This window comes from Telluria antibiotica, assembly GCF_011682055.1.
GTDB classification, from domain to species: Bacteria; Pseudomonadota; Gammaproteobacteria; order Burkholderiales; family Burkholderiaceae_D; genus Telluria; species Telluria antibiotica.
Map to the genome: position 1 here is coordinate 43,252 of NZ_JAAQOM010000029.1, position 13,850 is coordinate 57,101.

Consider the following 13,850-nt stretch of genomic DNA (forward strand, 5'->3'; position numbering starts at 1 on the left):
ATGGCAGACCCGACCCGCCCCTTGCCCCACCTCGTCCCGCAGCCCGACGGCAGCTGGACCGGCCGGACCGTCCTGACGCCGACCTCGTTCACGACACGCGGGCTGTTCACCTTGCCGTCGTCGAAGGTCGTTCCCGTGATCGTCGTGCCGGGGATCATGGGGAGCAATCTGCGGGCGGCGACGAGTCCGGCGAGGAAGGCGAACGAGGTGCTGGACCCGGGGGCGCCGGCGTGGCGGGCGCCGAATGGGACGCTCGAGGGGCTGAAGACGGCGCGGAAATGGAATAAGCTCGATCCGAAGAGACGCCAGTTGATCCTCGACGCCCGGACCCTGGAGGTGGATAGCCGCGGGGACATCCATCTGCCGCCGGACGCCCGCAATTACGGCACGACCGAGGCCGAGGTGCGCCAGCGCTGGTGGGGCGAAGTCCATTGGGATTCCTACGGCAGGCTGCTGCATGGGCTGCATATAGGACTCAATCATACGTTCGAGATGGATGCCATGGATAACGTCCGTGTGATCTGCCGCCATTGGCAGGATGTGATGGCGTGCGATCCCGGCCGATGGGGTTTTCGCAATCTCGACAAGCTGACCGAGGCCGAGCTGGAAAATCATGCGCGATATTACTACCCAGTGTATGCCTCCGGCTACAACTGGCTGGAGTCTTGTGAGGACTCCGCAAAGTCCCTGCGTCACCGCATCGAGCGCATCATCACCTTCTGGACGGAGCGCAAGCGTGAATGCCGGCAAGTGATCCTAGTCACCCACTCCATGGGCGGTCTCGTTGCACGCGCCTGTGCCAAGGAGATTCCGGAGCGCATCCTGGGCGTCATCCACGGCGCGATGCCGGCGCTCGGGGCGCCTGTTTGCTATCGCCGGATCGCCTGCGGTACCGAGAAATGGAGCCCGAGTAACGGTGAGGTCGACAACATCAAGGCCGAGCACATGGCCGAGATCCTCGGTGAGCAGCCCAGGGATACGATGGCTGTCATGGCGACGTCGCCCGGTGCGCTGCAGTTATTACCGAACCACCTCTACCCGCAGCCGTGGTTACATGTCTGCGTGGTCAGCCGGGTCAACAATAAGGAAGAACCGCGGGACGTCGTCCACCTGCCCGCCGGGAACCCCTATGACCTGTACCGCGACGTGCAATCCTGGTACCGCCTCATCGACCCGAGACTCGCCGATCCGGCCGGGAAATACAAGGGCGAACGCGCGCTCATGGATGCGTTCCGGCAGGCGGTCGGCAGCGCGGAGCGTTTTCATCGCGAGGTTTTGGGCACGTACTACCATCCGAACACCTACGCGTTCTACGGCGCCGATCCTGCTCACATGTCATTCGGCGCGGTGCGCTGGGTCGCCCGCGATCCGGGCAATGGTACCGTATTCACGGAATCCAACATACGCGGCGCGGCCGGAAGCGGGTATGGCCCGATGGGTGGCAGACGTGTGCGTGTCGAGGGCCGCGCGGAGCTGCAATTCGTCCCGGCGCGCCAGGACGTGGCCGGCGATGGCACGGTCCCATACCAGTCAGGCGCAGGGCCGCTTGGGAAAGTCGGCCAGTTGTTCGATATACGCGGGTTCGATCATCAAGGCGCATTCAATTCAGACGCGGTCCTGTTGTTGACCCATCACCTGATCGCAAAACTGGTACAGAAGCTGCCATGACGCGAACGAGGAAGCGCGGATGGCGAGGGCTCGTCGTACTTCTCGCAGCGCTCGCCTGTGCGGCAACCTGGGCCGCCGGCCAGGTCCGCAGCATACGGGACAGAACCGAGGTGGCAAAAATGACGGAAAAGATGAGAACGATTTGTGTCGGACGCTACCTGGTCGATGTGCCGGAGCATGCAGAGGTGAGCCTGTCTGGCGAAATGATCGCAGGTTTCACGATCGATACCGTCGAGGAGAGTGAGTCCGCGTTCCACGCACGGATGGCAGCGCGCGAGGCCGAGATCGGTGCACGTGGCGCGGACGGCAAGGGTGACGGCGACGGTGGTCTCGTAGCGGCGCACGACCTGAACGTTCCTGGCGCGGTGGGCCGTTCGTTCATCTATGGGCGCAGCCGCGGGTACCTGATGGCGGGTGACCGGCGCATCGATATGGAATCGGTGTCGGTCGAAGCCCATGCGCACATCGGTGGGGTGACGTTCACCCTTGCCGCGAAGGGCACCGAGGAAGCGAGCGCGCGGGAGGCGGAGGTGCTATTGGCACGGTTGCGTGTGCGCGGCGAGGATGAAGTCCCGCCGATGCCGGGCTTCTGTGTCTGGCGGGGCGTGTTCGTCGAGCCGCTGCCCGAGCACACGAACGAGCACATTGTTTTTCACCTTGGTTTACCCGGGCACCCCGACATGGGTTTGGCTTTGAGTAGTATTGCCGGCGGAGATTCCGACGAAGGGTTGCTGGCACGGGTCGCGGCTACCGACGCAGAATCCAGTCCCGACGAACTGCTGCGCGTCACGAAACTAAGGACAGGGAAACGCAGCATTCATGGCATCGACGGCGAAGAGGTGCTGGAACGCGTGCGCGAACTGAACTTCACCACCGGCTATGGCTTCATGTGGGAAGCCGCTGGCGTCCCCGACGATCTGCTGCAACCTAGCTTGCTGCTGAACATGGAAACGGGCACCAACCCGCGCCCCGGCGGCAAGCCGGTCGACTCCAGCCTCCACGAAGATGCCGTGATGGCCCTGTGGGACAGTATTTCGTCCAGCATCCGGCTGCGCAAATCGGATGCGCCGCCGTCCGGCGATTCACCGGCGCCGCCGCCGGGCCAGAAATTGGGCGCGCTGGCCACTGCGGGCGAAACGTGTCCGCAATCGGGCTGGTGGAAATGTCGCGAGGGCGGCCCCGGCGTCGACGTGCAGGGCGGCACGGTCCAGTGGATACGCAAGGGCGACCACATGCCGCAGGCGCTCCTGTTGCCCCGGCAGACGCTGTGGCAAAAGCTGCGGGGCCTCCAGCCCAGCATCGAGCCGACGCAGCCGACCACGTGGCGGCTCGTCGACAAGCGACTGCGGCCGCGCACCCCGGCGCTGGTGTCGCTGGCGCCGCCGGGACCGGTCGGCGCCGTGGACACGCAACTGGACGTTGCGCAAACCGTCGTGCTCGGTACGAGCGCCCGGACCGGCGAGCCTTGTCCCGCCAGCGGCTGGTGGCGCTGTGGCGAGACGAATGCCCTGGACGGAACGCGCTGGTTCCCGCGCGGCAGTGCTCTCCCGGCTGCAACCTTCCAGGTACCGGTCGGGGTGTTCGGCCGTTCCGCCGGGCCGGAAGTCATCCAGCGGCGCAGCACCTGGCAGTTGATGCGCCATGCGGAGGCCGAAAGCGTGGCGCTGCCTGCCGACGGCGCACCAGCCACGCCGCCACCCGGTCCGTCGACGCTCGCGTGAAAACGTAGCGTGCCAAGACCGTTTCTCGAATGGATGATTGCCATGAGTTGGATAAGAAAGCGTGGATGGCGAGGTCTCGTTTTACTGCTTGTTGCGCTCGCCTGTGCGGGAACCTGGGCCGCCTTCCGAGAACGGATCGCGGCACGGGAGTCTGGTATCGCTGCACGAGGAAATGGCGCGACCGCAGGCCATGCTGGAGGGCTAATAGAAGCCCATGATTTACGTATCGCGGGAATGATCGGGCGCACTCTCGTACATGGCAGAGATCGTACCTATGGGTTTGCTGGAGGACGCCGTACCAATGTGGAATCGGTATCGGTAGAGGTTCATGCACATTTGCCAGGGGCCGGCTTTACGCTGCCGGACGAATTTGCCAGTGACAGCAATGCGAAAGTGGCCGAGGCATTACTGACGCACTTGCGTCGACGTGGCGACGACGATATCCCGCCGTTTCCTGGGTTCTGTATCGGGCGCGGCGTATTCGCGGAGCCGCTGCCTGAGCATGCAAACGAACACATCGTATTTCATCTCGGCCTGCCAGGCCATCCCGACATGGGGCTGGCACTCAGCAGCGTTGCCGGCGCCCAAATGGACGAGGGATTGCTGGAGCGTGTCGCGCGTGGCGACGCGGAGGGCAGCGCCGACGCTGTACTGCGTCCGCATCCGTTGCTGCAGATGGAGACGGGCGCCAATCCTCGCCCCGGCGGCAAGCCGGTCGACTCCAGCTTGCATCAGGACGCCGTGCTGGCCCTGTGGGACCGTATATCCTCCAGCATCCGCCTGCACACGTCCGATTCGGCGCCGGCTGGAGACGCTACGGCGCAACCGCCGGGCCCCGGAATGAGGCATGCCGTGGGGGCGATCGTCCGTCGCCCGCGCGCGCTTCGGCCATGACCGGACAACGGGCGCGACGCAGCCGCCGACCGGCGATGCAGTCGCGTGCCACCTGACACCGCCCACCATGCGCAGCTTCATCCTGGGCTTCGTCGCCGGTGCCACCGCGTTGCAGACCGCTGCGACGCTGCCGCAGAACCGGTTGATGGCGGCCTGCATCGCGGCGGCGCTCTTGCTGATAGCGGCCGCCAACGCGATCCGCCCGATGGCTGCGCGCATCGCCATGCTCGTCACCGCCGGCCTCTTGACCGGCTGCGCCTGGGCCGCCTTCGTTGCGCAGGCCGCGCTGGCCCCATCGCTCGATGCGCGCGACGAGGGCCGCGACGTGCACGTCGTCGGGATCGTGGCGACGCTGCCGTACCGCTTCGACGAGGGCGTCCGCTTCGACTTCCATGTCGAGCGCAGCCTCGATGCCGGCGTGCGCGTGCCGCCGCACGTCGTGCTGTCGTGGTATGCGGGCATGCATGGCGCACACCAGGTCTTCGGTGACGTGCAGCCGGGCCAGCGCTGGCAGTTGACGGTGCGGTTGCAGCGCCCGCATGGCAATGCGAATCCGGGCGGGTTCGATTACGAGGCGTGGCTGCTGGAGCAGGGCGTGCGTGCCACGGGCTACGTCCGTGCCGGCGACGGTGACCGGATGCTCGATGCGTTCGTGGCGAGTCCTGGTGTCGTCGTCGAACGCGTGCGCGCGGCGCTGCGGACGCGCATTCAGCACGCGCTCGCCGGACGCACGTACGCGGGCGTCATCGTGGCGCTCGTGATCGGCGACCAGCGCGGCATCGACCAGGCCGACTGGCAGGTGTTCAACCGCACCGGCATCGGCCACCTCATCTCGATCTCCGGTCTGCACATCACGATGATCGCTGGCCTTGCCGCGTGGTCGACGTCGGCCTTGTGGCGGCGCTCGTTCTTCACGGGTGCCCAGCTCCCGTTGCGGCTGCCCGCGCAAAAAGTCGCGGCGCTCGTCGCTGCTGGTGTCGCGCTGCTGTACGTGCTGCTGGCCGGCTTCGGCGTGCCCGCGCAGCGCACCTTGTACATGTTGTCCGTCGTCACGCTCGCGCTGTGGTTGGGCAGGCTGACGGCCGTCTCGCACGTGCTGTGCGCGGCGCTCGGTGTCGTCGTGCTGCTCGATCCGTGGGCCGGCTTGTGGCCGGGGTTCTGGCTGTCGTTCGGTGCCGTGTCCGTCATCGTGTTCGCGGGCCATGGGCGCATCGGCGCCCCGCCGGCCGGTGCGCGCGCGGCGCTGCTGGTGGCCGGACGCACGCAATGGGCGGTCACGGCGGGTCTCGTGCCGCTCACGTTGCTGCTGTTTGGCCAGGTATCCGTCGTGAGCCCGCTCGCGAACGCGGTGGCGATCCCGCTCGTCAGCTTCGTCGTGACCCCGCTTGCGCTGGCCGGCAGCATGACGCCCGGCCCGCCCGGCGACTGGCTCCTGCTGCTCGCGCACCGGGTGGTCGAGATGCTCGCCTGGCTGCTGCGCCACATGGCGGGCTGGCCAGGCGCCGTGTGGCGCGCGCCGGCACCGCAAGCGTGGGTGTTCGTGCTCGGGCTCGGAGGCACCTTGTGGATGCTGATGCCGCGCGGCTGGCCCCATCGCTGGGCCGGCGCGGTCGCGCTGCTGCCCATGCTGCTGCAGGTCCCGGACCGTCCGCTGGCCGGCACATTCCGCGTGACGGCCTTCGACGTAGGGCAGGGGATGGCGCTGCTCATCGAGACCGAAAGCCACCGCCTGCTGTACGACACGGGGCCGGCGTATGCGCCCGGCGCGGACGGCGGCAGCCGCGTGATCCTGCCCTACCTGCGCATGCGCGGCATCGCGGCGCTGGACGGGATCGTCGTCAGCCACGGCGACACGGACCACACTGGCGGCGCGTTGGCCGTGCTGGAAGGCGTCGATGCGGCCTGGCTGGCGTCGTCGTTGCCGCTTGACCACGCGATCGTGCGCGCGGCGCGGCACCACGTGCGTTGCGCGGCCGGCCAGCATTGGGAGTGGGACGGCATCACGTTCGACATGCTGCACCCGACACAAGCCAGCTACGACGAGCCGCAGCTGAAGACGAATGCGCGCAGTTGTACGCTCCGTATCGGCAATGGCCACCGCACGTTGCTGCTGGCGGGCGACATCGAAGCGCCGCAGGAAGCGGCCCTGCTGGCCCGCGCGCGCGACCGCCTGCGCGCGGACGTGCTGCTGGCGCCGCACCACGGCAGCGGTACGTCGTCGACGCCGGATTTTCTCGACGCGGTGAGGCCGGACGTGGCGATCTTTCAAGTGGGGTTCCGTAATCGCTACCGCCACCCGAAGCCGGCCGTCTATGCTCGCTACGGCGCGCTCGGCGTGCAGCGCTTGCGGACCGACGACACGGGCGCGATCGCGCTGACGTTCGACGCCTCTGTCGATACCCGTACGTACCGCGTGGAGCACGCGCGCTACTGGTTCGGTCGCTAGGCCGCGCTACACCGCCCGCGGCAGCGTGATCGTCACCCGCAAACCGCCTTCCGCACGATTCGCGGCCGAGATGCGTCCGCCATGCGTCTCGACGACGCGCTTGGCGATCGCGAGGCCCAGCCCGTGGCCGTCGACGTTGTTGTGCGCCGGGTTCGAGCGGAAGAACGGTTCGAACACGTCGCCCAGATGGTCGGGCGCGATGCCGGGCCCCTGGTCGAGTACCTCGATGTGCACGAGGGTGCCGTCCGGATGCACGCCCACGTCCACGCGTCCTCCGGCGCCGTGCTTGACGGCGTTGCGCACGATGTTCTCGACGGCGCTCCACAGCAGGTCCGGCGCGGCGCACACGGTCACCGGTTCCGGCGCCTCGACGGCGACTTCCGCGCCGGCCTCGAAGCGGGCGTCGTCGGCGATCTGGTCGACCATTTCGACGAGGTCCACGTGCTCCGTCGCGGGCAGCGCTGTCGCCGCTTCCAGGCGCGACAGGGTCAACAACTCGCCGACGAGGCGATCCATGCGCACGCTCTCGCGCTCGATGCGTTCGAGCGACGCCCGCAGGCGTTCCGGTTGCTGGTGCGCGAGTCCGATGGCGGCCTGCAGCCGGGCCAGCGGCGAGCGCAGTTCGTGCGAGACGTCGTGCAGCAGCCGGCGCTGGCCGTCCATCAGCGCGCGCAGGCGGGCGCTCATGCGGTCGAAATCGTGACCGAGTTCGGCCAGCTCGTCGCCGATCAGCCGCGGCGCCGTGTGCGCGAACTTCGGCGCGAGGTCGCCGGCGGCGGCCGCGTCGAACGCGCGCTGCAGGGCCCGGATGGGGCGCGAAAAATACCAGGCGAGGAGGGCGGCGAACAGCAGGCTGGCCAGCACGGCGGCGGCGAGCGGCAGCCATGGACCCACGTGGCGGCCGAATTCAGGCGGCAGGCCGAACCAGCCGCCGCCCGGACCGCCGGGGCCCCGGCCGCCGTCCCTGGGAGGGCCGCCGGGCCCGTCGCCCGGTCGACCGTCGCGCGGCCCGGGCCCCTCCATTGCCGGCATGTGCCACGCGCGCGACGCGAATGCGACGTAATGGCGGCCGTCGGCACCCGTCAGGTGGGCGACGGCGTGCCCGCGGCCGTCGGTGTTCAGGTCGCGCTCGACTTCTTCGCGCAGCCTGGCGGGAACGGGCCGGTCGAGCAGTTCGTGGCCTTCTTCGTCCAGCACGTACAACTGCATGCGGCGGCTGGTGGCGGCGAGGTCGCGCAGCGCGTCGATGCCGCCATGCTTGAGCGTGGCCGCCGCCGCGTCCAGCATGATCGTGGCGGGCGGGCTCGTGTCGAGCGTGGGTTCGCCGTGGCGGTGGCGCGCCTGGTCGCGCAGCCACAGCGTGCCGCCGATGCCGATCGTGGCGGCCACCTGGGCCAGCAGGATGGACAGGAAGAACTTCCAGAACAGCCGGCCCATCGCTACTCGCGGATCAGCTGGTAGCCGAGACGGTAGACGGTCTGCAGGCAGGAACGGCCGTCGGACAAGGTGCCGAGTTTATGGCGCAGGCTGGACAGGTGCACGTCGATGTTGCGGTCGAAGCGGGCCAGCGGGCGGCCCAGTCCCTGCTCGGACAGGTCGTTCTTGCTGACAGGGCGGCCCGCGTTGCGGGCGAGGACTTCGAGCAGGTTGAATTCGGTGCTGGTCAGTTCCAGCGGCTGGCCGTCCCACGTGGCGCGGCGCTGCTCCGGCAGCATCGTCAGCTTGCCCACCGTGAGCGTGATACCCGGGCCGTCCTGCGGCGAGCCTTGCGTGCGGCGCAGGATGGCGCGCACGCGTGCCGTCAGCTCGCGCGGTGTGCAAGGCTTCGTCACGTAGTCGTCGGCACCCAGTTCCAGGCCGAGGATGCGGTCGGCGTCGTCGCCGCGGCCCGTCAGCATCAGGATCGGCATGCGGCTGGCGGCCCGAATGCGGCGCAGCGTGTCGATGCCGTTCATGCGGGGCATCATCACGTCGAGGATGGCGATCGCGTACTGGCCGCTCAGCGCCTCGCGTGCACCCGCCTCGCCATCGTGGGCGCAGGCGACGCGGAATCCTTCCTGCTCCAGGTATTCGGAAAACATGGCGACGAGCTCCGTGTCGTCGTCGATGAGTAGGACTTGGTTCATGCTCGCATCTTAGCGCAGCGTCGGCCCGCCTTCCACGCCGGCTGGCTTCCTTTACGCGGTTTTACATGGCGACAACACCGTTTAACACGGAGGAATCCGACAATGCGATCTCCGAACAACAACAAGGATGACGAACATGAACACTTCCCGTTTCTTCGCCTCGGCCGCGCTGCTCGCGGCATGCCTGGCCGCCACCTGCGCCGTCCCCGCCTTTGCCGTCGCCGCGACCGACACGCCGTCCGCGGCCGGCCAGCCGGCGCCCGATGGCGACCACGAGCAGGGCCCGGGCCACCACGGTTTCGGCCCCCACGGACCCGGCGCGCCGGGTCCGGACATGCCGTTCGGTCACCTGGCGCTGCACCGCCTGAACCTCAGCGAGGCGCAACAGGACAAGGTGTTCGCCATCAGGCACGCCGCGGCGCCGGAGCACCATGAGCACGAAAAAGTGATCCGCAAAGCGCACGAAGCGATGCGCGACCTCGCCCGCGCCGACCGGTTCGACGAGGCGAAAGCGGCCGCGCTCGCCCGTGACCTCGGCCAGGCCGTCGGCGCCGAAGCGCTGCTGCATGCGCGCACGGAAGCGCAGCTCCTCGCCGTGCTGACGCCGGCGCAACGCGAGCAACTGCGCCAGCATCACATGCGCGGCCACGATCGCGGCGAACGTCCGGAAGGTCCGCCGGAGCGCCGCTGAACAGGTGCGGCCGCGCCGGTATAGGCGTTTCCCTCTAAACCACGGGAAGTAATGACATTACAATGGCTTTCGTTCCGACTACACGCCGTGTCACTCCTTTCCGATGTCCAAGCCACTCCTCCATTTCACCCACGGGAACAGTTACCCGTCTGGATCGTACGGCCGCCTGCTCGACGACCTGCGCGGCGACTTCGACGTGCGCACGACGGACATGCTGGGCCACGACCCGCGCTATCCCGTGCGCGACAACTGGCACACGCTGATCGACGAATTGATCGCGCAGCTGGAAGCGTATGGGCAGCCCGTCATCCTCGTCGGCCATTCGCTCGGGGGCGCGGTCGGCATGCTGGCGGCGCACCGCCGTCCCGACCTGGCACGCTGCGTCGTGATGCTGGATTCGCCCGTCGTCGCGGGGTGGCGCGCGCAGGTGTGGCGGTTCGTGAAGCTGCTCGGGCTGCGCGAGCGGCTGTCGCCCGGCGCGCTGGCGGCGCGACGCCGCAACGTGTGGCCGTCGCGCGCGGCCGCGCACGAACACTTCATGGCGAAGCCGATCTTCCAGGCGTGGGCGCCGGGCGCGCTCGACGATTATCTCGACCACGGCCTGAAACCGCACCCGGACGGCGTGCAACTGCGCTTCGACCGCGACGTCGAGGCGGCGATCTACAGCACGCTGCCGCACGATATGGATCGCGTGCTGCGCGCGCCGTACCCGGTGCCCGTCGGCTTCATCGCCGGCACCGATTCCCTCGAGCTGCGCCAGGCGGGCCTGGTCGGCACGCGCCGGCTCGTCGGCGACAATTTCGTCACGATCGAGGGCACGCACCTGTATCCGATGGAACAGCCGGCCCTGACGGCCCAGCTGACGCGCGAGATGATCGCCCGGCTGCTCGGACAGGCCGACGAAAAAAAGGCGGGCCGCCCCGCGGCGCTTTTCGCGTAAAATTGCGGGATTGTTATCCCCCTTTTTTGGAAAAGAAGCCCAGCGATGAGTATCAAGAGCGACAAATGGATACGCCGGATGGCGGAAGAACAGCGCATGATCGAGCCGTTCTCGCCGAAACAGGTGCGCGAGACGGACGGCCGCAAGATCATTTCGTGGGGCACCTCGTCGTACGGCTACGACATCCGCTGCGCCGACGAATTCAAGGTGTTCACGAACATCAACAGCACGATCGTCGACCCGAAGAACTTCGATTCGAATTCGTTCGTCGACGTGAAGAGCGACGTGTGCATCATCCCGCCGAACTCGTTCGCGCTGGCCCGCACGATCGAATACTTCCGCATCCCGCGCAACGTGCTCACGGTCTGCCTGGGCAAGTCGACGTATGCGCGCTGCGGCATCATCGTCAACGTGACGCCGTTCGAGCCGGAATGGGAAGGCTACGTCACGCTCGAGTTCTCGAACACGACCCCGCTGCCGGCGAAGATCTATGCGGGCGAGGGCTGTGCGCAGGTGCTGTTCTTCGAGAGCGACGAGGTCTGCGAGACCTCGTACAAGGACCGTGGCGGCAAGTACCAGGGGCAGCATGGGGTGACGTTGCCCAAGACCTGATGGTCAGGACGTAAAAAAAGGAGGCTGCGGCCTCCTTTTTTTGTGTGTTCGCGGTGTGCGGGCGGTGTGGTGGGCACGGGGTGCCCACCCTACGGCCGGGTCCCATGACGTTCGCGTACCGAAATCGTAGGGTGGGCTCTCCGAGCCCACCGAACGTTGCCCGCATCAGTCCTGCGTGACGCAGTCGACGAAGTAACCGAGCTTGCCGTCGATCTCGCGCTTCACGAGCCCGTGCACGTCCGTCTCGAAGCCCGGGAACCGCTCGTTGAAATCGCGCGCGAAGCGCAGGTAGTCGACGATGGTCTTGTTGAAGCGCTCGCCCGGGATCAGCAGCGGGATGCCCGGCGGGTATGGCGTCAGCAGGATCGCCGTGATGCGGCCTTCGAGGTCCTCGATCGCCACGCGCTCGATCTCGCGGTGCGCCATCTTCGCGAATGCGTCCGACGGCTTCATCGCGGGGATCATGTCCGACAAATACATCTCCGTCGTCAGGCGCGCCACGTCGCGCGACTTGTAGAAGTCGTGGATCTGCTGGCACAGGTCGCGCAGGCCCCACGATTCGTAGCGCGGGTTGGCGGCCGTGAATTCCGGCATGACGCGCCACATCGGCTGGTTGCGGTCGTAGTCGTCCTTGAACTGCTGCAGGGCGGTGACGAGCGTGTTCCAGCGGCCTTTCGTGATGCCGATCGTGAACATGATGAAGAACGAGTACAGGCCGCACTTCTCGATGATGACGCCGTGCTCCGCCAGGTACTTCGTCACGATCGACGCCGGGATGCCCGAATCGCCGAACGAGCCGTCCAGCGACAGGCCCGGCGTCACGATGGTCGCCTTGATCGGGTCGAGCATGTTGAAGCCTTCGGCCAGCTTGCCGAACCCGTGCCAGTCGTCTTCCGCGTGGATCATCCAGTCGGCCTGCGTGCCGATGCCTTCCTCGCTCGTGACTTGCGGGCCCCACACCTTGAACCACCAGTCCTGGCCCCATTCCTCGTCGACCTTCTGCATCGCGCGGCGGAAGTCCAGCGCTTCGAAGATCGATTCCTCGACGAGCGCGGTGCCGCCCGGCGCTTCCATCATCGCGGCGGCGACGTCGCACGACGCGATGATCGAGTATTGCGGCGACGTGGACGTGTGCATCAGGTACGCTTCGTTGAACGCATCCTGGTCCAGCGCGACGGTCTCCGATTCGCGCACGAGCACCTGCGACGCCTGCGACAGGCCCGCCAGCAGCTTGTGCGTCGATTGCGTGGAGAAGATCATCGACTGCTTCGCGCGCGGGCGGTCGCGGCCGATCGCGTGCATGTTGCGGTAGAAGTCGTGGAACGTCGCATGCGGCAGCCACGCTTCGTCGAAGTGCAGGGTGTCGATCTCGCCGTCCAGCAGCTCGCGCAGGGTCTCGACGTTGTACACGACGCCGTCGTACGTCGACTGCGTGATCGTCAGGATGCGGGGCTTCTTGTTCTTCGCTTCGCGCGCGAACGGGTTCGCCTCGATCTTCCTGCGGATCGACTCCGGCGAGAACTCCTCGAGCGGGATCGGGCCGATGATGCCGAGGTTGTTCCGGGTCGGCATCAGGAACACGGGGATCGCGCCGCACATGATGATCGAGTGCAAGATCGACTTGTGGCAGTTGCGGTCGACGACGACGATGTCGCCCGGCGCCACGGTCGAATGCCACACCATCTTGTTCGACGTCGACGTGCCGTTCGTGACGAAGTAGCAGTGGTCCGCGTTATAGATCCGGGCGGCGTTGCGCTCCGATTTCGCGACGGGGCCCGTGTGGTCCAGCAGCTGGCCCAGTTCCTCGACGGCGTTGCAGACGTCGGCGCGCAGCATGTTCTCGCCAAAGAACTGGTGGAACATCTGGCCGATCGGCGACTTCAGGAACGCCACGCCGCCCGAGTGGCCAGGGCAGTGCCAGGAATAGGAGCCGTCGTTCGCGTAGTTGACGAGGGCGCGGAAGAACGGCGGCGCCAGGCTGTCCAGGTATGCTTTCGCTTCGCGGATGATGTGGCGGGCGACGAATTCCGGCGTGTCCTCGAACATGTGGATGAAGCCGTGCAGCTCCTTCAGGATGTCGTTCGGGATGTGGCGGCTTGTCCGGGTCTCGCCGTAGATGTAGATCGGGATGTCCGAGTTCTTGTGGCGGATCTCCTGCACGAACGCGCGCAGGCCGGCCAGCGCGAAGTTCGTTTCCTCGAGGGTGCCGCCGCCGAATTCCTCGTCGTCGATCGACAGCACGAAGGCCGAGGCGCGCGACTGCTGCTGGGCGAACTGCGACAGGTCGCCGTAGCTCGTCAGGCCCAGCACTTCCATGCCTTCTTTTTCCATCGCGGCCGCGAGCGCGCGAATGCCGAGGCCGGACGTGTTCTCGGAACGGAAATCCTCGTCAATGATGACGATTGGGAAACGAAATTTCATGGACAGCTCCAAAACGAAGCGCCGTGCGCGCCGCCTTCCGGGAAGTGGAGGGCGGCCGGGCACGGCACCGGAAAAATGAAGAAGCGGATTTTCGCAGAAATCGCGTGGTCCCGTGCAAAAATTTTTAATAGGTTAGCTATACGGGGAAGATTGTGGCGCACTCTTGTTTAAACTCGATGACGACATAGCGCGCTGGGCGGTAGACCGTAACGTGAAAGAACGTATCCAAAAGACGTGCGGATGCCTGGCCGGGGTAGGCCATCAAAAATTGTGCAGCTCGCGACTCAGGCAGGTTGGTCGATCAGACCGAATTTCTTGAGAGCCTTGATCC

General features: G+C 66.8%; 10 protein-coding genes. 7 read left to right on the forward strand and 3 right to left on the reverse strand.

Features of this window, described 5'->3' with window-relative positions; genetic code table 11:
• From HAV22_RS29980 to HAV22_RS29995, 4 genes are all read left to right on the forward strand, one after another.
• Complete coding sequence (locus HAV22_RS29980; protein WP_166865250.1) at positions 1-1,668, forward strand: esterase/lipase family protein; 1,668 nt, start codon at positions 1-3, stop codon at positions 1,666-1,668.
• Between the two features lie 119 nt (positions 1,669-1,787).
• Complete coding sequence (locus HAV22_RS29985; RefSeq protein WP_166865252.1) at positions 1,788-3,389, forward strand: T6SS immunity protein Tli4 family protein; 1,602 nt, start codon at positions 1,788-1,790, stop codon at positions 3,387-3,389.
• A gap of 234 nt (positions 3,390-3,623) precedes the next feature.
• Positions 3,624-4,283, forward strand: coding sequence for a T6SS immunity protein Tli4 family protein (locus HAV22_RS29990; protein WP_166865254.1), 660 nt, complete (start codon positions 3,624-3,626; stop codon positions 4,281-4,283).
• Between the two features lie 67 nt (positions 4,284-4,350).
• Positions 4,351-6,729, forward strand: a complete 2,379-nt coding sequence (locus HAV22_RS29995) for a DNA internalization-related competence protein ComEC/Rec2 (protein ID WP_166865278.1) — start codon at positions 4,351-4,353, stop codon at positions 6,727-6,729.
• 6 nt (positions 6,730-6,735) lie between these two features.
• Here HAV22_RS29995 and HAV22_RS30000 read toward each other — a convergent pair whose 3' ends face one another.
• Positions 6,736-8,166, reverse strand: a complete 1,431-nt coding sequence (locus HAV22_RS30000; protein ID WP_166865257.1) for a sensor histidine kinase — start codon at positions 8,164-8,166, stop codon at positions 6,736-6,738.
• Positions 8,167-8,168: 2 nt separating this feature from the next.
• Positions 8,169-8,855: a response regulator transcription factor gene (locus tag HAV22_RS30005; RefSeq protein ID WP_166865258.1), complete on the reverse strand. Its 687-nt coding sequence runs from the start codon at positions 8,853-8,855 to the stop codon at positions 8,169-8,171.
• 136 nt (positions 8,856-8,991) lie between these two features.
• Between HAV22_RS30005 and HAV22_RS30010 the strand changes: the two genes are divergently transcribed.
• From HAV22_RS30010 to dcd, 3 genes are all read left to right on the forward strand, one after another.
• On the forward strand, positions 8,992-9,546 hold the full coding sequence (locus HAV22_RS30010) for a Spy/CpxP family protein refolding chaperone (RefSeq protein WP_166865261.1): 555 nt from the start codon (positions 8,992-8,994) through the stop codon (positions 9,544-9,546).
• A 103-nt stretch (positions 9,547-9,649) separates the two neighbouring features.
• Positions 9,650-10,486 (forward strand): alpha/beta fold hydrolase, encoded by an 837-nt coding sequence (locus HAV22_RS30015; RefSeq protein WP_166865264.1) that lies wholly within the window; start codon positions 9,650-9,652, stop codon positions 10,484-10,486.
• Between the two features lie 45 nt (positions 10,487-10,531).
• Positions 10,532-11,098, forward strand: a complete 567-nt coding sequence (gene dcd / locus HAV22_RS30020; protein ID WP_166865267.1) for a dCTP deaminase — start codon at positions 10,532-10,534, stop codon at positions 11,096-11,098.
• Positions 11,099-11,263: 165 nt separating this feature from the next.
• On the opposite strand, the gene HAV22_RS30025 is transcribed toward dcd, so the two are convergent.
• Positions 11,264-13,519: an arginine/lysine/ornithine decarboxylase gene (locus HAV22_RS30025; RefSeq protein ID WP_166865269.1), complete on the reverse strand. Its 2,256-nt coding sequence runs from the start codon at positions 13,517-13,519 to the stop codon at positions 11,264-11,266.
• Positions 13,520-13,850: the final 331 nt, after the last annotated feature.